Annotated in this window: 28 protein-coding genes and 1 riboswitch; of the genes, 22 read left to right on the top strand and 6 right to left on the bottom strand. The window is 29.5% G+C overall.

Translation table 11 applies throughout. The features are described from left to right. Positions 1-52 precede the first annotated feature (52 nt). Positions 53-877 carry a mechanosensitive ion channel family protein gene (locus tag E6771_RS05270; RefSeq protein WP_316090098.1) on the top strand — a complete coding sequence of 275 codons (825 nt, stop codon included), beginning with the start codon at positions 53-55 and terminating at the stop codon, positions 875-877. Positions 878-992: 115 nt separating this feature from the next. Here E6771_RS05270 and E6771_RS05265 read toward each other — a convergent pair whose 3' ends face one another. Beyond that, positions 993-1,601, bottom strand: coding sequence for a copper homeostasis protein CutC (locus E6771_RS05265; protein ID WP_316090097.1), 609 nt, complete (start codon positions 1,599-1,601; stop codon positions 993-995). A 143-nt stretch (positions 1,602-1,744) separates the two neighbouring features. Between E6771_RS05265 and E6771_RS05260 the strand changes: the two genes are divergently transcribed. After that, the gene (locus E6771_RS05260) at positions 1,745-2,647 is read left to right on the top strand and encodes an acetamidase/formamidase family protein (protein WP_316090096.1); all 903 of its coding nucleotides are present in this window, start codon (positions 1,745-1,747) and stop codon (positions 2,645-2,647) included. A 137-nt stretch (positions 2,648-2,784) separates the two neighbouring features. Further along, a complete protein-coding gene (locus E6771_RS05255; RefSeq protein WP_316090095.1) occupies positions 2,785-3,210 on the top strand; it encodes a VOC family protein in 426 nt (141 codons plus the stop codon). Positions 3,211-3,416: 206 nt separating this feature from the next. On the opposite strand, the gene E6771_RS05250 is transcribed toward E6771_RS05255, so the two are convergent. Further along, positions 3,417-3,851: a CGGC domain-containing protein gene (locus E6771_RS05250; RefSeq protein ID WP_316090094.1), complete on the bottom strand. Its 435-nt coding sequence runs from the start codon at positions 3,849-3,851 to the stop codon at positions 3,417-3,419. 146 nt (positions 3,852-3,997) lie between these two features. Next, positions 3,998-4,098: riboswitch (TPP riboswitch) on the top strand. 49 nt (positions 4,099-4,147) lie between these two features. Between E6771_RS05250 and E6771_RS05245 the strand changes: the two genes are divergently transcribed. The 9 genes from E6771_RS05245 (at position 4,148) to E6771_RS05205 (ending at position 10,870) form a co-directional block, all read left to right on the top strand. After that, on the top strand, positions 4,148-4,756 hold the full coding sequence (locus E6771_RS05245) for a YkoF family thiamine/hydroxymethylpyrimidine-binding protein (RefSeq protein WP_316090093.1): 609 nt from the start codon (positions 4,148-4,150) through the stop codon (positions 4,754-4,756). 16 nt (positions 4,757-4,772) lie between these two features. Next, positions 4,773-5,366: an ECF transporter S component gene (locus tag E6771_RS05240; protein WP_316090092.1), complete on the top strand. Its 594-nt coding sequence runs from the start codon at positions 4,773-4,775 to the stop codon at positions 5,364-5,366. A gap of 3 nt (positions 5,367-5,369) precedes the next feature. Next, the gene (locus tag E6771_RS05235; RefSeq protein ID WP_316090091.1) at positions 5,370-6,812 is read left to right on the top strand and encodes an ABC transporter ATP-binding protein; all 1,443 of its coding nucleotides are present in this window, start codon (positions 5,370-5,372) and stop codon (positions 6,810-6,812) included. Then, on the top strand, positions 6,809-7,504 hold the full coding sequence (locus E6771_RS05230; RefSeq protein ID WP_316090090.1) for an energy-coupling factor transporter transmembrane component T: 696 nt from the start codon (positions 6,809-6,811) through the stop codon (positions 7,502-7,504). Before E6771_RS05235 ends, E6771_RS05230 begins: the two co-directional genes overlap by 4 nt. A 63-nt stretch (positions 7,505-7,567) precedes the next feature. After that, positions 7,568-8,386 carry a MerR family transcriptional regulator gene (locus tag E6771_RS05225; RefSeq protein ID WP_316090089.1) on the top strand — a complete coding sequence of 273 codons (819 nt, stop codon included), beginning with the start codon at positions 7,568-7,570 and terminating at the stop codon, positions 8,384-8,386. Between the two features lie 60 nt (positions 8,387-8,446). Then, positions 8,447-9,124: a DUF554 domain-containing protein gene (locus E6771_RS05220; RefSeq protein WP_316090088.1), complete on the top strand. Its 678-nt coding sequence runs from the start codon at positions 8,447-8,449 to the stop codon at positions 9,122-9,124. Positions 9,125-9,239: 115 nt separating this feature from the next. Further along, positions 9,240-9,398, top strand: a complete 159-nt coding sequence (locus E6771_RS05215) for a hypothetical protein (RefSeq protein ID WP_316090087.1) — start codon at positions 9,240-9,242, stop codon at positions 9,396-9,398. Positions 9,399-9,410: 12 nt separating this feature from the next. Beyond that, a complete protein-coding gene (locus E6771_RS05210; RefSeq protein WP_316090086.1) occupies positions 9,411-10,007 on the top strand; it encodes a Fic/DOC family protein in 597 nt (198 codons plus the stop codon). A gap of 137 nt (positions 10,008-10,144) precedes the next feature. Next, entirely contained in the window at positions 10,145-10,870 is a 726-nt protein-coding gene (locus E6771_RS05205; protein ID WP_316090084.1) for a class I SAM-dependent methyltransferase, read from the top strand. 60 nt (positions 10,871-10,930) lie between these two features. Here the strand turns inward: E6771_RS05205 and E6771_RS05200 are convergent, their stop codons facing one another. Genes E6771_RS05200 through E6771_RS05190 form a run of 3 tightly spaced genes read right to left on the bottom strand, consistent with a single transcriptional unit; the run spans position 10,931 to position 13,907 of the window. Beyond that, positions 10,931-12,082: an aminotransferase class I/II-fold pyridoxal phosphate-dependent enzyme gene (locus E6771_RS05200; RefSeq protein ID WP_316090083.1), complete on the bottom strand. Its 1,152-nt coding sequence runs from the start codon at positions 12,080-12,082 to the stop codon at positions 10,931-10,933. A gap of 9 nt (positions 12,083-12,091) precedes the next feature. After that, positions 12,092-13,153 carry an iron-containing alcohol dehydrogenase family protein gene (locus tag E6771_RS05195; protein WP_316090082.1) on the bottom strand — a complete coding sequence of 354 codons (1,062 nt, stop codon included), beginning with the start codon at positions 13,151-13,153 and terminating at the stop codon, positions 12,092-12,094. Between the two features lie 13 nt (positions 13,154-13,166). Continuing rightward, positions 13,167-13,907, bottom strand: coding sequence for a transporter substrate-binding domain-containing protein (locus E6771_RS05190; RefSeq protein WP_316090081.1), 741 nt, complete (start codon positions 13,905-13,907; stop codon positions 13,167-13,169). A gap of 607 nt (positions 13,908-14,514) precedes the next feature. Here E6771_RS05190 and E6771_RS05185 point away from each other — a divergent pair. From E6771_RS05185 to E6771_RS05165, 5 genes are read left to right on the top strand one after another with little or no spacing between them, the layout of a single operon-like run. Beyond that, positions 14,515-16,008 carry an ABC transporter substrate-binding protein gene (locus E6771_RS05185; RefSeq protein WP_316090080.1) on the top strand — a complete coding sequence of 498 codons (1,494 nt, stop codon included), beginning with the start codon at positions 14,515-14,517 and terminating at the stop codon, positions 16,006-16,008. A 1-nt stretch (position 16,009) separates the two neighbouring features. Next, a complete protein-coding gene (locus E6771_RS05180; protein WP_316090079.1) occupies positions 16,010-16,924 on the top strand; it encodes an ABC transporter permease in 915 nt (304 codons plus the stop codon). Position 16,925: 1 nt separating this feature from the next. Further along, positions 16,926-17,684 carry an ABC transporter permease gene (locus E6771_RS05175; protein ID WP_316090078.1) on the top strand — a complete coding sequence of 253 codons (759 nt, stop codon included), beginning with the start codon at positions 16,926-16,928 and terminating at the stop codon, positions 17,682-17,684. Further along, the gene (locus E6771_RS05170; protein ID WP_316090077.1) at positions 17,684-18,412 is read left to right on the top strand and encodes an ATP-binding cassette domain-containing protein; all 729 of its coding nucleotides are present in this window, start codon (positions 17,684-17,686) and stop codon (positions 18,410-18,412) included. The genes E6771_RS05175 and E6771_RS05170 overlap by 1 nt, the downstream gene beginning before the upstream one ends. Before the next feature lies 1 nt (position 18,413). After that, positions 18,414-19,160 carry a dipeptide/oligopeptide/nickel ABC transporter ATP-binding protein gene (locus E6771_RS05165; protein ID WP_316090076.1) on the top strand — a complete coding sequence of 249 codons (747 nt, stop codon included), beginning with the start codon at positions 18,414-18,416 and terminating at the stop codon, positions 19,158-19,160. Between the two features lie 85 nt (positions 19,161-19,245). Here the strand turns inward: E6771_RS05165 and E6771_RS05160 are convergent, their stop codons facing one another. Further along, on the bottom strand, positions 19,246-20,142 hold the full coding sequence (locus E6771_RS05160) for an SPL family radical SAM protein (RefSeq protein ID WP_316090075.1): 897 nt from the start codon (positions 20,140-20,142) through the stop codon (positions 19,246-19,248). Between the two features lie 188 nt (positions 20,143-20,330). Between E6771_RS05160 and E6771_RS05155 the strand changes: the two genes are divergently transcribed. From E6771_RS05155 to E6771_RS05135, 5 genes are all read left to right on the top strand, one after another. Continuing rightward, a complete protein-coding gene (locus E6771_RS05155) occupies positions 20,331-21,023 on the top strand; it encodes an aspartate/glutamate racemase family protein (RefSeq protein ID WP_316090074.1) in 693 nt (230 codons plus the stop codon). Positions 21,024-21,071: 48 nt separating this feature from the next. Beyond that, positions 21,072-22,076 carry a toxin-antitoxin system YwqK family antitoxin gene (locus E6771_RS05150; protein WP_316090073.1) on the top strand — a complete coding sequence of 335 codons (1,005 nt, stop codon included), beginning with the start codon at positions 21,072-21,074 and terminating at the stop codon, positions 22,074-22,076. 82 nt (positions 22,077-22,158) lie between these two features. Further along, the gene (locus E6771_RS05145; protein WP_316090072.1) at positions 22,159-22,698 is read left to right on the top strand and encodes a glutathione peroxidase; all 540 of its coding nucleotides are present in this window, start codon (positions 22,159-22,161) and stop codon (positions 22,696-22,698) included. A 203-nt stretch (positions 22,699-22,901) separates the two neighbouring features. Further along, the gene (locus tag E6771_RS05140; protein WP_316090071.1) at positions 22,902-23,372 is read left to right on the top strand and encodes a DUF2628 domain-containing protein; all 471 of its coding nucleotides are present in this window, start codon (positions 22,902-22,904) and stop codon (positions 23,370-23,372) included. 38 nt (positions 23,373-23,410) lie between these two features. After that, positions 23,411-24,541: a VWA domain-containing protein gene (locus tag E6771_RS05135; protein WP_316090070.1), complete on the top strand. Its 1,131-nt coding sequence runs from the start codon at positions 23,411-23,413 to the stop codon at positions 24,539-24,541. The last annotated feature ends 20 nt before the right edge of the window (positions 24,542-24,561 follow it).

The following is a 24,561-nucleotide window of genomic DNA, read 5'->3' as shown; positions in this document are numbered from 1 at the left end:
CTTTTTACACTTGAAGAAAATATAAAAATGAAGTAAAAAGGAGAATTTAATTATGTGGGGAAAACTACAAATATTTGCAGAGGAATGGATTGATATGACAATAAGAGGGCTTCCAGATACTATGTTGAAAATTGTGTTGATAGTTTTTTTGTTGGTGATAGTAAATCCTGTTGTCAGAATAAGTACTCAGACTTTAAAAGTTTTAATGGAAAAAAGTCATGTAGATGAGTTATTAGTTGCCTTTATAGTATCTCTAGCTAAGACAATAATGTATGTAATATTTTTCTTTTTGCTAATAGGAAGCTTAGGAGTAAAAGCAACTTCTCTTTTGACTTTGCTTGGTACAGCAGGATTGGCAGTAGGATTAGCACTTCAGGGAAGTTTAAGTAATCTGGCAGGAGGAGTTTTAATATTATTTTTTAAACCGTTTTTAAAAGGGGAGTGGATAGAAAGCAATGCAGGTTCTGGGGTAGTAGAAACTATTCATATTCTATATACAGTATTAAATACAAAAGATAATGCAAAGATAATAGTACCAAATGGACAGCTTGCCAACTCTGCATTAAAGAATATATCAAGAAATACTGAAAGACGTGTAGATTTAGAAGTATCAGTAGCATATGGAACTTCAGGAGAAAAAGTAAAGGAAATACTGAAAGAAATAGCAGATAATCATTCAAAGATACTTCATGAAAAAGGATATACAATAAGGATGTGCAGACATAATTCAAGTTCTTTAGACTATAATTATAGAGTATGGGTTTTGAAAGAAAATTACTGGGAAGTATATTACGATTTACTGGAAGAAGTCATTGCCAGATTTGATAAGGATGGAATTGAAGTACCTTATCAAAAAATCGATATTTACAATAAATAAAATATAACAGTAAATGAAAAAGAGATTGACTAAAAAGTTAAGTTGAATTTTAGAAATTTAAAAATGAAAAAATTCTAAAATTCATTATACTTTCTTTATAAGTCAATCTTTTTAATTATATTATTTTCTTACCATGATATTCAGAAGATGGTATAGCAGCAGCCACCTCTTTGAAATTATCACTTGTAACTTTTCCAGCTATCAGTATAGTAATTCTGCTATCAGCTTTTTTAATCATAGCATTAAGAATATTTTTTCCTTCAAGTGCAGTTTCTTTTGTACCAGAAGAAAGAATTCTTTTTACTCCAATTTCAACAAATCTGTCTATAATTTCAACAGGGTTTTCCAACTCATCTACAGCTTTATGAAATGTAACTTCCATAGGAGAAGCAAGGTCAACAAGTTCTTTTAAAGTTTCAAAATCAACTTTGTTATCAGAGGTAAGAACTCCAAGAACAACCCCCTTTGCTTCTAATGATTTACATATTTTTATATCCTCTTTCATTATTTCTATCTCTTCTTTTGAATAGTAAAAATCTCCACCTCTTGGTCTGATTATAGGAAAAGCAGGAATAGTAAGCTTTTCAATAGCCATTTTAATAGTACCATAAGATGGAGTAGTTCCACCAAGGTAAAGATTATCACATAATTCTATTCTGTCAGCTCCTCTTTTTTCAGCTGCAAGAGCTTCTGAGAATGATTCTACACATACTTCTTTTATCATAAAAATCTCCTTATTGATTAAATGTTTTTTAATATTATATCCTATATTTTTCCTTTATGCCAGAGGGTTGATTTAAAATTTTAATATGTAGTTATTTTTTCAGCAAAGTGTTAAAATAAAGAAAAAGAATAAGGGGGAAGAAAATGATATATATAAGTAAAGATTATGTAACAGATATACTTAAATGGGATAATAAAGCAGCAGCTCACTGTAAAGATGGAGAGATAGTGGTATTTGAAACAAGAGATTGTTATGATAATTGTATAACAAGCTCAGAAAGACCTTTGGGAGATAGAAAAGATGGACTGTCTAATCCAGTGACAGGTGCATTATATGTAGATGGAGCTGAAAAAGGAGATATATTAAAAGTTGAAATAAGAGATATAAAACTTCGCCCTTGGGGAGTGATGCGTTCTTCAAATACAGGTGGAGTTTTTTATGAAAAATATGATAAAAGAGAAGCAGTGATATATTCTATTCGAGATAATAAGATACTGTTTGATGATGTTCTGGAATTAGAGGCTGAACCTATGATAGGAGTAATTGGAACAGCTCCAGAAGGAGAAGAGGGAATACTGACAATTACACCTGGAAAGCATGGAGGGAATATGGATTGTAAAAAAATAACAGCAGGTTCAATAATTTATCTTCCTGTAAATGTAGAAGGGGGACTTCTATCAATGGGAGATATTCATGCTCTTATGGGGGATGGAGAAGTATTTATCTGTGGATTGGAAACAGCTGGTGAGGTAACTGTAAAGGTAAGTGTATTGAAAAATACAAAACTACCAGTACCATTTTTATATTCAGGGGAGAAAGTAATGACTATACAGTCAGCTGAAACTCTAGATAAAGCAGGAGATATGGCAGCAAAAGAGATGTTTGAGTTTGTGAAAGATGCTTCTGGACAGAATGATTTGAGAACAGGAATGCTTATGTCGTTACTTTCTGATATGGCAGTATGCCAAGTAGTAGATCCTCTTCTTACAATGAGAGTTGAATTTCCTCTTGCAGTACTTGAAAAATATGGATATAAGCTCCCTTAGAATAAAATTGTCATAAGATAAAACAATAATATAAAAAAATTATCTTGTAAGTATAGAGTGCAGAAAAATAGTAAGAAAAAAATTTACTTATAATAAAACTAAGAATATATAAAAAATGCTCAGGAGGTTTTAATGTGATGAATAATGAACTGAAAATCAAAATGTACTCATTTACAGTGGACTGTATAGACCCTTATAAATTAGCAAAATTTTATGCTGATTTGCTAAAATGGGAAATACCTTTTTATGATGAAGATTATGCCTGTATATGTCCTCCAAAAACATATCAAGGAGCGTATCCTGGGATAACATTTCAACATAATCCTGGATATGTACCTCCTGTGTGGCCAGAAAAACCTGAGGCTCAACAGCAAATGGCACATTTAGATTTTGCTGTTAATAATTTAGAGGAAGCAGTTCAATATGCAGTTCAGTGTGGAGCAACAATTGCATCTGAACAATTCTCTGATGACTGGAGAGTTATGTTTGATCCTGATGGGCATCCTTTCTGTTTATGCCAAATGAAACCAATTTTTGAAAGCCCTCATTTTGCATTACGATAGAATTAATAAATCTGTAAATACAGGTTTGATAACTTTGGTTTTGTTATTTTGATATTGTTTGATTTAAAAGAATGAATATAAATCAACATGAAATTTAGAGGAATTTTTAAACAGTTTTTTAGTGTTTTAATAATGAAAATATAGTTATAAAATCCCAGTAATTAAAACAGATGAAACTGTCTAACTACTGGGACTTTATTTTTTATTTATTTATTTAAGGCAGCATAATCTTTGTATACTCCCTCTTCTCTCCTTCTTGTAGCTGTTTTTGAAAGATAGCTTCCTTCAACAATATTAATATATCCCATTTTATTTACTATTTTCTTCATAGCATTGATAAATGGGCATCTATCAGAATGATGATTATCAAAAGTTACACATGAAGCAAAATGTACAGCAACTTCATTTTTAGTGATAAGTTTTTCTTGAGCAATCAGTTTATTTACATTTCCTAAGAGACTGTTGATACCTTTTCCATGACATCCCCCACATTGAAAAGTGAGAAATCTAAGTTCTTCACTTTTGGGGTAATCTTTAAAAAGGCCAGTTCTGGTAAAAAATGAATTCATGCAGTGAAAACCACTGCATCTTCTTTTAGCTATTTCGCATTGAATAGTGATGATAAGTTTAATATTTTCCATTTTCCCCTCCTATGTTACCTGTATAAAGATATCATAGCATAAAAGAGAGATTGGGGATATGATTTATATAAATAAAATTTTCATTTTAAAGTCATATTTTTTAAGAAATACTAGACATTCATAAAGAATAGTGATATTATAATTTTGTTGAATTACTGGGGTGCTTAAAAAGCTGAGATAGGAAAATCCTGAACCCACATAACTTGATTCGGATAATACCGGCGAAAGGAGTAATGTGTATATTTTTTATTAAATAACCAAACCTCCTTTTGCAGATATAAAAGGAGGTTTTTTTAATGGGATTGAAAGATTGTTTATGGTGTATAGGTGGAGCAAGTAAAGGAGTGTCTGGATGTAGATTTTCTCTTTATCCAATGACAGATAAGTTTGTAGATATAATTCTTGGAGGACTTGAAAAAACAGATATTTCAAAAGTTTGGAAACAAACAGATAAATTAAGTACATGTGTCAGAGGAAAAAGTACTCATGTATTTGATGTTGTAAAAGGTTTATTTGTTAATGCTCATAAAGAAGATGTGCATATGGCTCTTGAGGCTACTTTTTCCAAAGGATGTCCTGGTGACACAGATGCAGATTCATTTATGGAAGTAGATGATGAAAAGGTAAATGAAAAAAATATCAAAGATAAAAAATTTAATGTAGTGAGCAAGATTTCTTTTTATCCTATGGGGGAAGAAGACTACATGGAACATATAGCCAAAGCAGTAATGACAGCAAAAGATAGAGGAGTTTTTACTAAAAGCTCTCATTATGTGTCTGTTTTAGAGGGAGATGTACATAGTGTATTTGATGTATTGGAAGAAATATTTCAATATGGAGAGGCAAATCTGTCACATTATATTTTACAGGTTACTATTTCAGTGAATAGCCCAACAAAAGATTAGGATATCAGGAGGAAAAATGTTTAATTGGAAATTAAAAGATGTAATAATGGTATCAATTTTTTCTGTAATATTTTCATTTATATATTTGGGAGCTGTATATTTTGCTAATTTTCTTGCAACAATACTTGCATCTTTTGGATTAGCTCCTTTTGCATATGAGATCCTTTTTGGAGTATGGTTCATGGCATCTACTTTTGTACCATATATCGTGCAGAGATCAGGGGTAGCAGTAGTTTCAGAAGTGCTTTCTGCCCTTATAGAGGTTATCATGGGAAATATGTTTGGACCAATAGTAATTCTTTCTGGAATAATTCAGGGAATGGGACCAGAACTTGTATTTGCAAAGAATAAATATAAGAATTTTACTATGATGAATATGTGTCTTGCAGCAGCAGCAGCTTGTGTAGCAAGTTTTATATGGGGATTCATAAGAGGAGGGTTTGTAAAATATTCTCCAATAATGTTAGTATGCATGTTTATAGTAAGACTTATCAGCTCAGTGGTATTTTCAGGTATAATCTGTAAAATAACTGCTGATAAGCTGGCAGGAACAGGAGCATTGAGTGGTTATGTTCTTGGACAGAATAATGATCCTGAAATGGAAGATTAATCTATGGAAGAAGTTTTAAGATGTCAGGATATTGTTTTTAAGTATAGAGAAACATCAAAAGAAAATGTAATAGATAGCTTCACATACTCTTTTGATAGAGGGGAAATATATTTAATAACAGGCTTTTCAGGCTGTGGAAAAAGTACTCTTGCCAATGTTATTGCAGGACTTTATCCAAGCAGTAAAGGAATACTTTCTAAGGGAGAAGTAAAACTTTTTGGAAAAGAGATATCTGAATATCCTCTTGAGAAAAGAGCTGAATATATTATGATGATGTTCCAAAATGCTGATACTCAGTTTTGTATGGATATAGTAAAAGATGAAATAATATTCTGTCTGGAGAATATTTCTTTTTCTGTAGAAAAGATGAATGAAATTGTAGAAGGAGTATTAAAAGAAACTGGAATAGAATATCTAAAATACAGAAAAATATCTTCACTTTCAGGAGGAGAAAAACAAAAACTTTCTCTGGCATGTATATTAGCAGTAAAACCAAAAATTATAGTACTTGATGAACCTTTTGCCAATGTGGATTATGAAAGCAGTCAGGAAATTGTAAATATACTGAAAAATATAAATAAAGAAAAAGAAGGGACTATAATAGCTGTAGATCACAGAATATCTCTTTGGAAAGATATAGATTACACTCTTCTCCATTTAGGAAAAGGGTGTAGTTTTGTTGATAAAAATATTGATAAATATCTTGTTGATATAATAGATGAAGAAGAATATAAAAAGAATTATCTGGAAAAATGTGAGAAGTTTAAAGAGCGAGGAGATTCAATAGAGATAGAAGGATTAAAAATGGTTTATGAAAAGGAATCTCTGTTGGAAGATATTAATATTAAGATAAAAGAGGGAAGCATAACCTCTATAATAGGAAAAAGCGGAGCTGGTAAAACTTCTCTTTTAAAAGCTATAGCAGGGATATATAAGATATCACATGGAAATATAAAGATATTTGGAACAGATATTAAAAAAATTAAAGATAAAGTATTCATAAATAATGTAGGAATAGTTTTTCAAAATCCTCAAAATCAGTTTATAACATATAAAGTTATAGAAGAAATAATGTTTACTATGAGAAATAGATATCCTAAGGAAGATGAAAAACTGCTTTTAGAAAAATCAGAAAATTTGCTGAAAGAATTTGAACTTTATAAATATAGAAATTTTTCACCTTTTTCTCTTAGTCAGGGACAGCAGAGAAAACTTGCAGTTCTTTCAATGCTGGGAGCTGGGCAAAGGATAATTCTTTGTGATGAGCCTACTTATGGACAGGATAATAAAACAAGTATAGAGATAATGGAATTTCTTAAAAGGAAGGCAATAGAAGAAAATATTACTGTTGTGATGGTATCCCATGACAAAAATCTTGTATTCAGGTATTCAGATTTTATCTATGAAACAACTATTGATAAAAATATAAGGAGAATAGAAGTATGATAAAACTCAATCCAGGATATAAAGGACTTACTATATTTCTAATATCTCTGCTCCTTTCTTTTGAGTATAACTATTATTTAAATTTTTCAGTATTTTGTATTTGTATCATGCTTATGGTCATTAATAAAATTTCACTGAAAAAAATAATACTGTCTTTTCTTCCTGTCCTGCTTTTAGCTGGGGGAATATTTTTTACAGGAATGTTATACAGCAGCAGAGGAACAGCTGAAGATATTACAAGCCTTACTAAAACTGTTGTAGTTATAGGAAATATAGAAAATGGACTGCAGCTTTCTATAAGAATATTGGCTTATGCTGGACTGGGGCTTCTTTTTGTATTTACAACTGATCCCAGACTTTTTATAATCAGTCTTATGCAGCAGTTTCATCTTCCAGGAAATTTTGCCTATGGAATACTTGCAGCATATGGTTTCATTCCTGTGATAAAACAGGAGTATGAGAATATGAGATATGCCTATAGAGCAAGGGGAGTTAAACGTAATATATTTATGCTTCCAATGCTTGTGACAGCTGTACGTTCTTCTGAGAGTATTGCAATGGCTATGGAATCAAAAGGATTTAATGCTAAAAGCAAGAGAACAGAATATATAAAACTAAAGGTTACAAAATGGGATTATATAGTTTTGATAGGAAGTACAGGAATAACACTTCTTGCAATGTATTTATTTTAACTTTTCATTTTTTCTCTGCTGAGGTATAATATGGAAAATATTTTAAATCAGGGAGAGAAAAATATGAAGGAGCTGTTTTCTATAGGAGAGATGGCTAAACTCTTTAATATGAGAGTTGGTACATTGAGATATTATGACGAAATAAATATTTTAAAACCTGAAAAAATAGATGATGAAACAGGATATAGATATTATTCAACTAAGCAGTTTGAAAGGCTGAACACTATAAAATACCTTAGAGCCTTGGGGATGTCTCTTGAAAAAATAGAGTCTTTTTTTGATGGAAAAGATGTAGAAAATCTTAAAAAACTCCTTGAAGAACAGCAAAAATATACTCAGGAAAGAATAAAAGAATTACAATATATAGACAAAAAAATAGAGAACAGATTAATTCAATTATCAGATGCTTTAAATACAGTATTTGATAAGATAGAAGAAAAGCATATTTTAGAGAGAAAGATAGTTCTTTTAAGAAAGGATATACCAATTGGAGATGACTTGGAATATCCTCTTAGAGAGCTGGAGAGATTTAATAATCTTGAACCCCTTATGTTTTTGGGAAAAGTTGGAGTATCAGTGTCACAGGAAGATTTAGTATGTAAGAGTTTCAAAAATTTTTCCAGTATCTTTCTTTTTATAGAAGATGGAGATAATTTAGAGAGAGAAGATGTAAAATTAAAAGAGAGTGATTATGTAACCATAAGGTTTTCCGGAACCCATATAAAAGCAGATAATTACTATATTGAACTCTTAAATTATATAGAAAATAAGGATTATACAATTAATGGAGATTCCGTGGAAATAACTCTTATAGATTTGGGAATTACAAATGACAGTTCAAAATTTGTTACTGAACTTCAAATACCAGTTAAAAAATCTTGACTCTACAGTTACTGTAGGGTCTATTCTTTTTTATATGAAAAAATAAAGGGGGAAATTATTGTGATAGGAACAATAGTCAATACAATTACCATTATATTTGGAACTCTGTTGGGAAGCTTATTTAAAAAAGGAATCAAACAGGAATATCAGGGAGCTATGCTTACAGCTATGGGATTGGCAGCAACAGCACTTGGAGCTAATGCTGTTGTGAGTAATATGCCAAAAAGCACTTTTCCAGTATTATTTATTATCAGCCTTGCTGTTGGAAGTCTTATTGGAACAGTCATAAATATTGATAAAAGATTTCAAAATCTTATGGGAAAATATTCAAAATCAAATTTAGGGCAGGGGCTGTCTACAGCTATTCTTTTTTTCTGTATAGGAACACTTTCAATATTAGGGCCTATAGAAGCAGCTTTAAACAAAAATTACACCTATCTTTTTACAAATGCTACTCTTGATTTTGTAACTTCTATGGTATTAGCTTCTACTTATGGAATAGGAATAGCTATTGCAGCAGGAGTATTATTCTGCTGGCAGGGAGCAATATATTTATTTGCTGGATTTCTTTCAGCTTTTTTGTCACCATCATTACTTACTGAAATATCCATTATTGGTGGAATACTTATAGCAAGTTCTGGAATTTCTATATTAGGAATAAAAGATTGTAAAACTATGAATATGCTCCCATCACTTCTTATACCAGCAGTATGGTTTTTTATAAGGTCTTTTTTTTAATAGAAAGTTTTATAAAGCCTTTGTTTATAAAAAGTTTAGAGAATCCTTTTAGATAGTAATAAGCAGAAAAATATGATATAATATATCATGAGATAAATTATATTCAGGAGGATACATGACTAGAGATGAAGCTGTAAAAGCTGTTGATTATATAGTAAAAACAAATGAATTAGAGGGAGCAGTTTATACAGATGAAGAGAAAGCTGATTTTATGGCAGCAGCAGAGGGAAGAATTTCAGTGGAGGAACTTATAGAAAAAATCATAAATAACTAAAGAGGTGTTTCTATGGGAGATAAATATGTTTATCTAGGAACAAAGATTTTAGTGAATAAATTGAATATAAAGGACAGAAAACTCCTTGAGAAAAAGGAGAAAAATTTGTCTGGAGCTAGACTTCTCGAACTTAGACTCAAAAATAATATGAAAAAAACTTTTGATTTTAACTACCTGAAAAAACTTCATAGACATATTTTTCAGGATATATATTCATGGGCTGGAACTGTAAGAGATGTGAATATAGCTAAAGGAAAATCTCTATTTTGTCTTGTGGAACATATAGAAGCATATGGTGAAACAGTTTTTAAAAAAATAAAAGATGCTGATTATTTTAAAAATATAACTGATAAGTCAGAACTTGCTTTAAAACTTGCTGAGACAATGTTGGACATAAATGCTCTTCATCCTTTTAGAGATGGAAATGGAAGAACCCAGAGAGAATTTATAAGACAGCTGGCAGAAGAAAGAGGATATGAACTTGTATTTGATCATATTACTCAAAGAGGAATAGTTGAATTGTCTGATTTAACTCATGATCCTGATATACTTGCAGTGAAATTTGAAAAGGGAATGACACGAATAAATAAAAATAATGAGAACAGCTAAAAGATATCTTTGTATGTAAGCTGTTCTTTTTTATTTGCTAAAATTAAAATAATTTTTAAGATAAAATTATTTTAAAATCAAAGTAATTTGTGTTATCATATGGTATAAATATTAGACAATAAAGGAGGAAAATGAAAATGAAAAATTTATCAAAAACTTTTTTTATACCATTATATTTTAAGTATAAAGAATCAATTAATGATAAAAGAATATATGATGGAGAGGCAGTAAATTTTTTTAAAAATAATCCTGATATTATAAAAGATGAACTGAAAGATATAGATATTGACAAAGAATCCTTTGAAAGAATAATAAAAAGAACACTGGATATTGATAAATTTTTAATTGAAATTTTAAGTAAAGAGAAAATAGATTTTATTTTTAATATAGGCTGTGGACTGGACTTTCGTAATAGAAGATTGGAGACAAAAAATATACCTTGGTATAATATTGATCTTCCAGAAGTAATAGACTATAGAAAAGAAATGGTTTCTTCATATCCAAATGAGTATAATATTTCAGGAAATATTTTAGAAGCTGGATTCTGGGATAAATTTCCAACAGGAAGAGGAATATTTATATTTGAAGGAATTCTAATGTTTTTTGAAAAAGAAGAAGTATATAAAACTTTGAAAAATATTATTGAAAAATTTCAAAATTCATTTTATATAATTCACACTTTCCCTGAAAAAGAATTAATAATAAAATCAATTAATGCCTTAAGCAAAGAGAATCTTATTAAATGGAGAAACAGTAATACTGAAATACTAGAAGAAGACTTAAAATTAGTATATCTTAGAGGAGAAAATCTCAGTACTGAAAAAGTGGCAAAGGATTTTAGGATAAATTTATATAAAAATTAAAATTTATTAAGAATAAAAAAAGCTGCTCTAAATATAAATTCAGTCAGCTTCTTTAGTTTTTTATAAAGATATCATATTCTCTATCCTGTCAAAAGCTTCTGCAAGTTTTGATATTTCAAGAGTACAAGCTATTCTTACAAATCCCTTTACTCCAAAAGGAGTACCATTTACAACTATTATATTACATTTTTCTAAAAGAAAATCTGTAAATTCTTCAGAAGTCATTCCAGTTTTTTCAATATTTAAAAATAGGTATATTCCTCCTTGTGCTTTGAAACAGTCAAGGAAGGATATTTTTTTTACTCTCTCATAGCAGTATTCAACTCTTTCTTTAAATATAGGAACAAGTTTCTTTCTCTGTTTTTCAAAGTTTTTAAGAGCATGGATAGCACATCTTTGAGATACAGCAGGTGCACTGTAAATAATGGCTTCATTTATATAGTTAATACAACTTATGAGTTCAGGAACTTGAGAAATAGCATATCCGATTCTCCAACCAGTCATAGCAAAATTTTTAGAAAAACTACATACAGATATAGTTCTTTCTTTCATTCCATCTAAAGTGATGATTGGAATAAAAGTTTTTTCATATGAATAAAAATCATAAACATCATCAGCAATAACCAAAAGGTCATATTTTTCAGAGATTTCTTTGATGACATTCATACTTTCTATACTGTAGCAAACACCAGTGGGGTTAGATGGAGAATTTGCAACTATACACTTTGTTTTTGGTGTTATTGCTTTTTCTAAATCTTCTTTTATTATTTGGAAATTATTTTCAATTTTTGTTTCTACAATTACAGGAACTCCATCAGATAATTTTATCTGGTCAGCATACACTGGAAAAAAAGGTGCAAGAAGTATTGCCTCTTCTCCTTTATTAAGAATACTTTTAAATACAAGATAAAGTGCATGACATGCTCCAGTAGTTATCATAATATCTTTAGGAGAAAAATCATAATTTTTAAAGTTTTCTTTATGGTATCTGCATATTTCTTCTCTTAATTCAAGATAACCATATGAATCAGTGTAGTGAGTGTGCCCTTTTTTAGCATCAGCCATAGTTAGCTCAATCAGATGTTCATCAGTATGTATATCTAAATCTCCTATTCCAAGATTAATAAGAGGGAGAGAGCAGGTTTTTGATCCTTTTTTATTTCCCATAGAGTAATTTCTTTCTTTAAATTTATCTGCAATAAAACATTTCATTTTTACCCCCTACAATGAAAAAAGTACTTTTCTTAAATTTTCTTTATTTATATTGAATTCCATGTCTATTATATCAGGTCCTGTCAAAATAGCCCAGAGGACTTTATCTTCCATCTTTTCAAATTCCTCTTTTTTCACTATTTCTAATAATTTTGTTGGAAAAGATAATTTCTTGTAAAAAGGAAGAAGCTGTTCAAATTCTTCTTTTTTTCCTTCAAGAAGGAGCTGAACAAGTATACCAAATGCTACCACCTCTCCATGAAGATGTTCTTTTTCTAGTGAAGGAAGCAAAGTAAGACCATAAAAAACAGAATGAGCAATAGATCCATTAAGAAATTCTTCCACTAAATTAGAAACCATTCCAGTATTTACTATTATGGCTAGAACAATTTTTTTAAATTCTTCATTGATATTTTCACTGAAATAAGCAAAAATACCATTTTCGAGTATTACAGAGCCACATAGATGACTTATTTCTTTTCCCAGAGTATTTGGATAGTTCATCTTTCCATTATTTTTGCTGGAAACATATTCATATTTCATTCTAACCTCATAAAACTTAGCAAGTGTGTCTCCCATACCAGCCCAGATATATTTTTCAGGAGCAGCTTTTATAGTTTTCAAATCTATAAAGGTTTTTTTAGGAGGAGAAGGGAAGTCAAAAAATTCTTTAAAACTCCCATCATCATTATATACCACTGATAAGGCAGATGTAGCAGAGCAGGTAGAAGCAATAGTAGGGATAGTAAATATATCTATCCCTAATCTAAATGCTGCTATCTTTGCTGTGTCTATAGCTTTTCCTCCACCTATTCCAAGAATAAGGTCGATTTTTTTATTTATTATATTTTTCAGTATTTTATCAACATTTTCATAGGAACATTCACCATTATATTTTTCAACTGAATATTTTTTCCCATCAAGTAAAGGAAAAATCTTTTCTTCTATACTGTTAAAAGAATTTTCTCCAGTTATAATAAGAATATTATCATATAATATAATTTCATTTTTTAGGCAATTCCATATGTTCTTATCTATAAAATAAGAAGTGAATGAAAAATTTTCAAACATAAGTATGCCTCCACTATACTCCGTATTTCTCTCTTAATTTTTGAATAGTTCCATCATCAATAAGTTCTTGAAGAGCTTTATTGAATTTTTCCATAAGTTCTGTATCATCTTTATTGAAAGCAATAGCTTTAGGTTCTCCTTCAAGAGCTCCTACAAGCATAAGTTCAGGATTGTTTTCAACAAATTTTACAGCTACGCTTTCATCAAGTACAATTCCATCTATTTTACCGCTTTTTAAAGCAACAAGAGCACCAGTATTAGAAGAGAAAGGAGTCACAGTTGCACCTTTTATTTTTCTTGCAGCAGCTTCTTTTGTAGTTCCAAGTTCAGCACCATAGTTTTTATTTTCCAAATCCTCTATGCCATTGATAGGTTTATTCTTATTTGCTATAAAAGCTACATTAGATGAAAGATAAGGTATAGAAAAATTAACAGCTTTTGCTCTTTCAGGAGTAATACTCATTCCAGCTATGACAGCATCCATTTTTTTTGTCTGAAGTGCAGGGATAAGTCCATCAAAATTTGTATTAGACCATTTATATTGTATATTTAATTTTTGGGCTATTGCAGAAATAATATCAGCATCTAGACCACATACCTGATCATTTTCTAAATATTCAAAAGGTGGGTATTCAGCATTAGTTCCTATTACATAGACTTTATCAGCTTTTGCCTGTTCAGTTTTAGAAGTTCCGCAAGCTGCTGCTAAGACCAATAGTACAGATAACATAAATAATTTAAAAAGTTTTTTCATAAATTTTCCTCCATGTTTTATTAATGATTAAAATAAAAAAAGTACTGATTCCTAAAAGGAATCAATACTTTAATAAACGAATTCATAAAAAATATACTCTGGGAAAATTAATCCCATCTTTACAAATATATATTATATCATGAATAATGCCATATTAAAGAATCCTTTTATACAGGAATATGTTGAAAATATTTAATTGTGGCATACTCCTTAGATTCTTAAATAACATTTTTTTCTCCCTTTATTAATTTATTTTATTGAAGTGATTATATAACTTGAAAAAGATATTGTCAATGTTTTTTTGAAAATTTTTTTTTATAAAAAAATTAAATAAATAATTTTTTGATAAATAAGAATATTACCATAATGGAATTTTAATGCTCAATTATGTCATATTTTTATTCTTAAACTCAACAGATGAGATAAAGTTCTTGTAAAAAAATAAAAAATCACGTAGTATGGTTATATCAAATAAATATATGGTAGAAAGAAACTTAAAATTAATATATTCATTGAAATAAATGGGAAAATGTGATACGATAAATCAGCTTTAATATTATTAATGATGTATTATGAAACACATTTTTTAATGGATTAGGGAGGAAAAATGTATTTAAAAGGTAGAAATAAAAAGCTAGTAGTATTATCATTGCTAGGACTGGCTCTTTTAGGATGTGGAAAAAAAGAAAAAGTTCCTGAAAAAAAAGTGGTAAGAACTATTACTAGTATGGATATAGATAGCTTAAACCCTTATAAACTTGTATCAAGTGGTTCAGAAGAGATAATGATGAATGTTTTTGAAGGACTTGTTATGCCAACAGTTGATGGAGGACTTTATCCAGCAGTAGCAAAGGAATATAATATATCAGAAGATGGATTGAAATACATATTTAAAATAAGAGATGGAATTAAATTTCATAATGGAAATTCTTTAGATGTGAAAGATGTTGAATTTTCTTTAAGAAAGATGTCAGGAAGAGAGGGAGATACTCCTGCTCAGGCTATGTTTTCAAACATAGATGATATAAAAATAACTGGTGAAGATGAAGTGACAATCACTTTAAAAGTTCCAGATTCAGCTTTTATTTACTATATGACAGAAGGGATAGTTCCTGATGAAAATAGAGATTCTCTAGACAAAGAACCAATAGGAACAGGTCCGTTTAAAGTATCTGGATATGAGAGAGAGCAAAAAATAACATTAGAAAAAAATAATGATTACTGGGGAGAAAAGGCTAAAATAGATGGAGTTGAAATATTTGTAACTCCAAATGCAGAAACAGCATTTCTAAAACTTTTATCAGGAGAGATAGATATTCTTCCACGTGTAGATGCAAAAAGATTAAACGAACTTAAGAATTTTAAAACTATATCAGGAGCTCAAAATACAGTTCAATTATTTGCTCTTAATAATAAATTTGAACCATTCAGTCATAAAGAAGTAAGGGAAGCCATAAATTTAGCAGTTGACAAAGATGGAATAATTAAAAATGTAATGGGTGGATATGGAATAAAACTTGAAACAAATATGAGTCCAGTAATGAAAAAATTCTGTATAGATAATATTGGTGAAAAAAGAGATATTGAAAAAGCGAAAGAACTTTTAAAAAATGCAGGATATGAAAATCTTGAATTTACAGTAAGAGTTCCAAGCAATTATGCAATGCATGTATCAACAGCTCAAGTTATAGCTGAGCAGCTTAAAGATGTGGGAATTACAATGAATATAGAAACTGTAGAATGGGCAACTTGGCTGTCAGAAGTTTACAGTGGAAGAAAATATGAAGCAACTATAGTGGGACTTACAGGAAAACTTGATCCAGACTCTATATTGAAGAGATATGCATCAAATTATCCAAGAAATTTCTTCAACTATGAAAATCCTAAATATGACAAACTTATTGCAGATGCAAAGATAACATCTGATGAAAATAAAAGGATTGAATATTATAAAGAAGCTCAAAGAATATTAAGAGATGAAAATGTAGCAGTTTTCATAATGGATCCAGAACTTATCACAGCTGTGAATAAAAATATAAATGGATATGTATTCTATCCACTCTCATTTACGAACTTCGCAAAAATTAGTATTGGAGATTAAAATGTTTTATATAAAAAAACTCGCAAAGATGATTTTTTCTATATTTCTTATAGGGACACTTTCATTTTTGCTTTTAGAAATGATTCCTGGTGATCCAGCATCAGCAATACTTGGTGTTGAAAGTACTCCAGAGGACATTGAATTATTAAGGGAAACTCTTGGATTAAATAAGAGTCTGATAGTCAGATATCTGACATGGGGAAAAGGAGTGCTTGCAGGAGATTTTGGAAATTCCTTTAAGTACTCTGAACCTGTTGTTGACCTTATTCTTAAAAGGCTTCCCCTCACTTTAGAAATAGCCATGATTTCCATAGGGATAGTATTTTTAGTATCTGTACCCCTATCTTTTTTGCTGTATAAAATAAAAAATAAACATGTGAAAAAATTTGGAGACTTTATGATAGGAGTTTTTATCTCAGTTCCATCATTCTGGCTGGGAATAATTTTTATGTTTGTTTTTGGAGTAATATTGAGATGGTTTTCTGTTGGATACAATAATACTTTTACATCTCTGCTTATGCCTTGTGTGGTTATAGCTATTCCTAATATAGGAATAATTACAAGCTATATCAGAAGCAATCTTGAATATGAGATGAGGGAAGAATATATAAAATATCTTTATGTAAATGGCCTTAAAATGAAATGGCTTAATCTGTATATATTGAAAAATTCCATTCTTCCTGTTATTCCATTGATAGGAATTATGATAATAGATCTCATTACAGGAATAGTAATAATAGAGCAGATATTTTCTATTCCAGGAATAGGAAGACTTCTTATAACTTCAGTAGTAACAAGAGATATCCCTTTAATACAAGGATTGATTTTCTATACATCAGTAGTGCTTGTTATTATTAATTTTATTATAGATATCCTCTATTCAGTTATTGATCCTAGAATAAGAGGAGGGGAGTAGAATGAAAAAAAGATACATTGTACTTATGCTCCTTTTAATAATAACAGCATATTTTTATCAGAATCCTTATGCTATGAATAATGATATGATACTTGCAGGTCCAAGTTTAAAAAATTTATTAGGGTGTGATAATTTAGGAAGGGATATTTTCAGCAGGCTTGTGCTTGGGTCTTTTTATACTCTCCTTATAGCTTCTGTTTCTGTGGCACTTTCTGTAATTGCAGGAACAATGATAGGAAGTATAGCAGGTTATTATGGAAAAACTTTAGATTCTGTTATTACATCTTTTATAGAGGTAATAATAGCTATTCCTTCAATATTAATAGCTCTTGGAGTAATAATAATTTTAAAGACAGGATTTATGTCAATGATAGTAGCAATTTTTCTTATTTACCTTCCAAGATGTGTAAATATGGTAAGAGGACTTGTGAAAAAAGAGAGAAATATGGAATATGTAGTAGCAGCTAAAACATATGGAGTATCAGATTTAAGAATAATTTTCTATCATATACTTCCTAATATAATGAAATCTGTTCTTATCAGTTTTACAACTGGATTTGCAGGAGCAATATTAACAGAGGCAGGGTTGGGATATCTTGGATTGGGGATACAACCTCCATATCCTACATGGGGAAATATTTTAAATCAGTCACAGTCATATTTTTTATCAGCCCCATGGTTTACTATAGCTCCGGGACTTGCTATAATATTCACAGTTTATCAGATGAATAAACTTGAAAAGAGAGGAAAAAGATTCTAATGATAATAGATATAGAAAAATTAAATCTGGAAATTGATGGACAGGTACTTTTAAAAGATATGAGTTTTCATATGGAAAAGGGCGAGATAGTAGCTCTTGTAGGAGAGTCTGGAAGCGGAAAGACTTTGACCACTAAATTTATATTGGGAATACTTCCAGAGAGAAGTATAATCCATTTTGAAAAGTTTGAAAAAAACTGTAAAATAGGAGCAGTTTTTCAAAATGCCTTTATATCATTAAATCCAACGATAAAGATAGGGAGTCAATTAAGAAGACTTTATGAATCACACTATGGAAATAATGGGAAATGGAAAGAGGAAGTAACAGCTCTTTTAGAAAAAGTTGGAATAAAAGAAATTGATAAATTTTTAAAAAAATATCCTCATGAAACAAGTGGAGGAGAAAGACAAAGGGTTGTTATAGCAGGAGCATTAATAGGAAAACCAGAGGTATTGATAGCAGATGAAGTAACTACTGCTTTAGATATGAGAACAAAAAGGGAAGTATTAGCTCTTTTTAAGAATATAAGAAAAGAACTTGGAATATCTATACTTTTTATTTCACATGATTTAGATTCTATAAAAAACTTTGCAGACAGAGCTTGTGTTATGTACAAAGGAAATATTGTAGAAGAAAACAGCTGTGAGGGAATATTTAGGCATCAAGAACACCATTATGTAAAAAAGCTTATAAATTTTTCAAAAACTCTGTGGACAAGAGGAGAATAAGATGTTTTTAGAGGTAAGGAATCTAAATAAATATTATAGTTCAAGAAATCTTTTTTCCAAAGAGAAAAAGCAGATATTGAAAGATGTAACTTTTGATGTAAAAGAAGGAGAAATATTTTCAATTATTGGGCAGTCAGGAGCAGGTAAATCCACTATTGGAAAGATACTTTTAGGAATAGAAAAAGAGAGCAGTGGGAATATAATGCTTATGGGACGTCCTCTTAAAGAAATGGTAAAAAAAGAAGTACAGATGGTATTTCAAGATCCATACAGTTCTTTAAACCCTGCTATGAAAATAGGAAAGATACTGGAAGAACCATTGAAAGTAAATGGTGTCAAAGATAAAAAAGAAAGAGAAGAAAGAGTAAAAGCTATGCTTAAAGAGATAGGACTAGAAGAAACATGTGGAGTAAAATATCCATCAGAATTAAGTGGAGGACAGAGGCAGAGGGTAGTCATTGGAGCTGCTATGATAATGAAACCAAAGCTTGTAGTATGTGACGAACCAGTAGCTTCCCTAGATCTTTCAATACAGAATCAGATATTAAATCTTATCAAGAAATTTAATAAAGAATATAACACTACCTTTATTTTTATTTCTCATGATTTAGGAGTTGTATATAATATTTCCCATAGGGTACTTCTTTTATATAAAGGAGAAGTTCAGGAGATAAGAGAAACTGTTGAATTTTTTAAAAACCCCAGTAGTAAATATGGAAAGTATTTTTTAGACGGAATAAAAGTTTAAAACCAAAATAGATACAATAAGAATAAAATATCAAAATGACTAAGAAATTATTTTATAACTTCTTAGTCATTTTTTATTATATAATTTAAAATAAGTTTAATTGAGAAAAAGTATGTTTTTCATCAAATGTACTGAGATATTCAAATATTTTTTTATTATCATTTATAATTCCATGCTGTGAACATTTTTTATGGAATAATTCCATCAGTTTCCTGTTGTTTGGACTTATTATTTCATATTTATTTCCAAAAGTACGAATATATCTTTCTTTCATATGAGGAAATAATCTGTCTAATTGCTGATAAAAATATTCTCTACTCCCCTCTCGAAGCGTCATACCAATTCCAAAACATATAATTCCATAAACTTTAGCTTCAATACAATAATTTAGAATTCCATTGATATTTTCATAAGTATCATTGATAAAAGGAAGGATAGGACAGAGCCATACAACTGTTGGTATTCCTGCATCTCTTAATTTTTTTAATACTTCAAAACGTTTTTTTGTAGTACTCACATTAGGTTCAATTTTTTTACATAAATCTTCATCATAGGTTGTTAAAGTGACTTGAACTACACACTTTGTTTTTTCATTTATTTTTTTCAATAAATCTAAATCTCTCAATATCATATCTGATTTTGTTATAAGAGTAAAACCGAAACCATATTTATATATTAAATCCAGTGTTTTTTTGACATTTTCAATTTTTAATTCAAGAGGAATATAAGGATCTGTCATAGAACCAGTACCTATCATACATTTTTTTCGTCTGCGTTTAAGCGTTTCTTCTAATAATTCAACAGCATTCTCTTTGATTTCAATGTCTTCAAAGTCATGAAGTATTCTATAACAAGTGCTTCTTGAATCACAATAGATACAGCCATGAGAACAGCCACGATAGAGGTTCATTCCATTTTTAGCTGATAAAATTCCTTTTACTTTTATGTAGTGTGCATTATTCTTTTGAAATGATTGACTCATATTACCTCCTTTAATTTAATATTATAATAAAATACTAAAAAAATATGGGTACTTTATTTTAATTATAACATATCTATATATAAAAATAAATAAAAACAAATTGATCTTATAAATGGTTTTTTATATACAAATCTTTTTTATAATTATATAATATATAAAGAAAGTATTGAAAAACAAGGAGGAATAGAATGAAAACAATAGGTTTGATTGGTGGAATGAGCTGGGAAAGTACAGTTACTTACTATGAAATAATTAATAGAACAATAAAAGAGAAACTTGGAGGACTTCATTCTGGAAAATTGGTTCTTTTCAGTGTAGATTTTCAAGAAATAGAAGAATGTCAGGCAAAAGGTGAATGGAATAAAAGTGCAGAAATTTTAACAGAAGCAGCACAAAACTTAGAAAAAGCAGGAGCAGATTTTGTAGTTATATGTACAAATACAATGCATAAAATAGCTCCAGATATTCAGAGAAATATTAATATTCCTATACTTCATATAGCAGAGGCAACAGCAGATGAACTGGATAAAAAAGAAATAAAAAAAGTTGCTCTATTGGGAACAAAATATACTATGGAACAGGAATTCTATAAAAATAAATTAACAGACAGAGGGATAGAAGTTGTAATTCCTGATGATGAAGACAGAGTGGAAGTAAATAGAGTAATTTATGAAGAATTGTGTCTTGGAAAGATATTGCCACTGTCTAAAAAGAGATTTCTTGATGTAATGGATAAATTAGTAAAAAAAGGAGCACAGGGAGTTATACTTGGTTGTACAGAGATTGGTCTTTTAGTACAACAGAAAGATACAATTATTCCTTTATTTGATACAGCAGCAATACATGCTGAAAGAGCAGCTCTAAAATCAATAAAAGAATAATTAAAGTAATTTTACAGCTAAGGAATGCTTATATAAAAGGGGAAAATAATGAAAAAATTATTGGTTTCATGTACTTTGTTAATGCTTTTATTCTTCACAGGATGTTTTCTAAAAAAAGCAGAAAATATAGAACTAGAAAGAAGAAATGGAATAATCTATAGAATAGGAGATAAGAAGCCCTTTACAGGAACAAAGAAAAGTTTTTATCCAAATGGTAAATTAGCAGCAATAGAAAAATTTAAAGATGGAAAAAAACATGGAAAGGTAAAAAAGTATTATGAAGATGGGACATTATCAACAGAATATTCTTATAAAAATGAGACCTTGCATGGAAAATATGTAGAATTTAATGAAAATGGGAAACTTCAAAAGGAAATAGGGTTTAAAAATGGAAAAAAACATGGAATAGTAAGATGTTATTGTGGAGAAGATGGAAAACTTCATCAAGATTCTATATATGAAGATGGAAAACTTACAGGAAAAAGAACTACATATTATCCAGATGGAAGTCTTTTGGAAATAACAGAATGGAAAGAAGATAAACTTTCAGGGACATTTGAACAATATTATATGAATGGACAGCTGAAGGTGAAAGGCACTTTTAAAAAGGGAAGAGCTCAAGGAAAAGGAAGAGAATACTATGAAGATGGAAGTCTTATGGGAGAAACAACATATTTAAATGGAAAGGCTGAGGGATATTCAGCAGAATATTATTCAAATGGAAAAATAGCTAAAGAACTTAACTATATGGATGGGTTTGAAAATGGAGATAGTATAAGTTATCATCCAAATGGACAGATACAGGAAAAAGGGATATATGTTCATGGAAAAAAAGAAGGAATTTGGGAAATGTATCATTCAGATGGAAGGATTATAAATAAAATAACATTCAAAGATGATGATTCTAAATATGGTGAAGAGTATAACTATGATATTAATAAAAATTTAGAGCTGAAAGTTACTTGGAATACAGCTGATGATGAATTTGTATATGAGCATTATAAAAATGGAAAAATCATAAATAAGATAGTACAAGAAAATAATAAAAATTAAAAATATCAAAGAAAAAAAGAATTTTAGAAACTGCTTGAATAATATATATGAGACATAAAAAATTTAGAGAGGTGGTACTAAAATGACTATTTATGATTTTAAAGTTAAAAATGTAGATGGAACAGAAGAAACATTGGAAAAATATAGAGGAAAAGTATTGCTCATAGTAAATACTGCTACAAGATGTGGACTTACATCTCAATATGAAGGACTTGAAAAACTCTATGAAAAATATCGTGATAAAGGATTTGAAATATTAGATTTTCCAAGTAATCAATTCTTGAAACAGGCACCAGAAAGTAGTAAAGAGATAGCTGAATTTTGTCAATTAAAATATGGAACTAAATTTAAGACATTTGCTAAGATAGATGTAAATGGAAAAGATGCAGATCCTTTATATATATATTTAAAAGACAGAGCAAATGAAGAGATAAAAAATAGAGAAACAGATTCTTTTAAAGAAAAACTTGAAAAATTAGGACAAACATTATTAGGTAAAGAAATAAAATGGAATTTTACTAAATTTCTTATAGGAAAAGATGGAGAGATAATTGGAAGATTTTCTCCTACTGTGACACCTGATGAGATAGATGGAGAGGTAGCAAGAGCAATATTGAAATAATTAAAATATTTATTTAAAGCAGATCTTTTTTGGTCTGCTTTTTTTATGAAAAATATACAGCTAAAAAATTAGATTTAATGAAATTAAATGAAAATTAAAGCAACTGCAATTAGCAGTTTTCAATAAAAAAAGCAACTATTAATATGTAGAGATATTTTTCTGTCTATGCTACAATTTAATTAAAAAGAACAGGAGTGGGATATATGTCATGGAAATTGAAAGATGAAGAACTTAAATTTATAGATGAAAATGAGGAACAAATAAAGGTATATGTAGGAAAGAAAGCAGATTATTATATGGGAATATGGAGAGAAGGGAAAAAATTCAATCCAGCAGCTCTTTTTTTAGGAATGATATGGTTAGGATATAGAGGAATGTATAAAATTATAATGTATCTCATTATAGCTTTTATTCTTACAGATATACTTATGATTTTTTTAAGGATTGACTTAACAAGAATATCTGGGCTAGTAGCCAGTGTGATTCTAGGAACCTTTGGAAATTATTGGTATTTTTTACAAGTAAAAAAAGATATATTGGCTGGAAAAGAAAAATGTTTAGATGGTGGGATAGGAGTACTTTTATCTCTGATAATGCTTGCAGGATATGTATTTCTTTCAGTTTATGTCATTGATGCATTTTTCTACTATATAATTTATGGGTATTATTATTAGACTTTATATACTAAAAACAAGTTAACTAGGAGGAGTTTATGAAAAAAGCTTTATCATTACTAATGGTTTTTATTTTTTCTGTAGCAGCAGTATTTGCAACAGAGTCAAAACCAGAAACAACAGCAGTTGAACAGACAAAGGCAAAAGAAAAAGATGTTGAAATTGTATTTGTACTGGATACTACTGGATCGATGGGAGGACTTATTCAAGGTGCTAAAACTAAAATATGGAGCATAGTGAATGAGGTAATGCAAACTCACAAAGATTCAAAAGTAAAAATTGGCTTAGTAGCTTATCGAGATCGTGGAGATGTTTATGTGACTAAGGTTACACAGCTTAATGAAAATTTAGATGAGATATATAGTGTATTAATGGAATATAAAGCTCAAGGTGGTGGAGATGATCCTGAAGATGTAAGAAAAGCACTTCATGAGAGCTTGGAAGTAATCCAGTGGTCAGCACCTAGAGAAAACTTATCACAGATAATATTTCTAGTGGGAGATGCACCTCCTCATGATGATTATAATGATTCTCCTGATACTGGTGTTACTGCAAAAAAAGCTAAAAGCAAAGGAATTATTATAAATACTATTCAATGTGGAAATATGCCAAATACAGATCGTTATTGGAAAGCAATAGCACAATTTGGTGGAGGAGAATATTTCCATATATCTGGAGATGGAGGGGTAAAAGTTGTAACAACTCCTTATGATGATAAACTTTATGAATTAAATAAAAGAATTGATAAAACATATATAACATATGGTAGTACAGAAGTAAGAACTGAAGCTGTGAAAAAATTTGATTCAGAAAAACATTCTGTAGAAGCAGCACCAGTAGAAGCAAAAGCTTCAAGAGCAATAAATAAAGCAATAAATAAATATAGTTATTCTAAAGAAGATTTAGTACAGGCAGTAGAAAATGATGAGGTTTCTTTAAAAGATATCAAAGCTAACGAACTTCCTGAAAATATGCAGAAAATGTCTCTAGAAGCAAGAGAAGGTTATATTCAAAGTATTATAGATACTCGTAAGAAGATAAGAGAAGAAATAATAAAAGTTTCAAAAGAAAGGGAAGAATATATATTAGAACAAGAAAGAAAAGGAACAGCAGGTAAGAGTGAATTTGATTCTGCTGTATCAGAAGTCCTTAAAAAACAAATAAAATAGTATAAAAATTAGAGAGATGT

This window comes from Fusobacterium sp., assembly GCF_032477075.1.
Taxonomy (GTDB): domain Bacteria; phylum Fusobacteriota; class Fusobacteriia; order Fusobacteriales; family Fusobacteriaceae; genus Fusobacterium_A.
The sequence above is the reverse complement of the archived record's forward strand: the minus strand, read 5'-3'. Positions and strand labels throughout refer to the sequence as shown.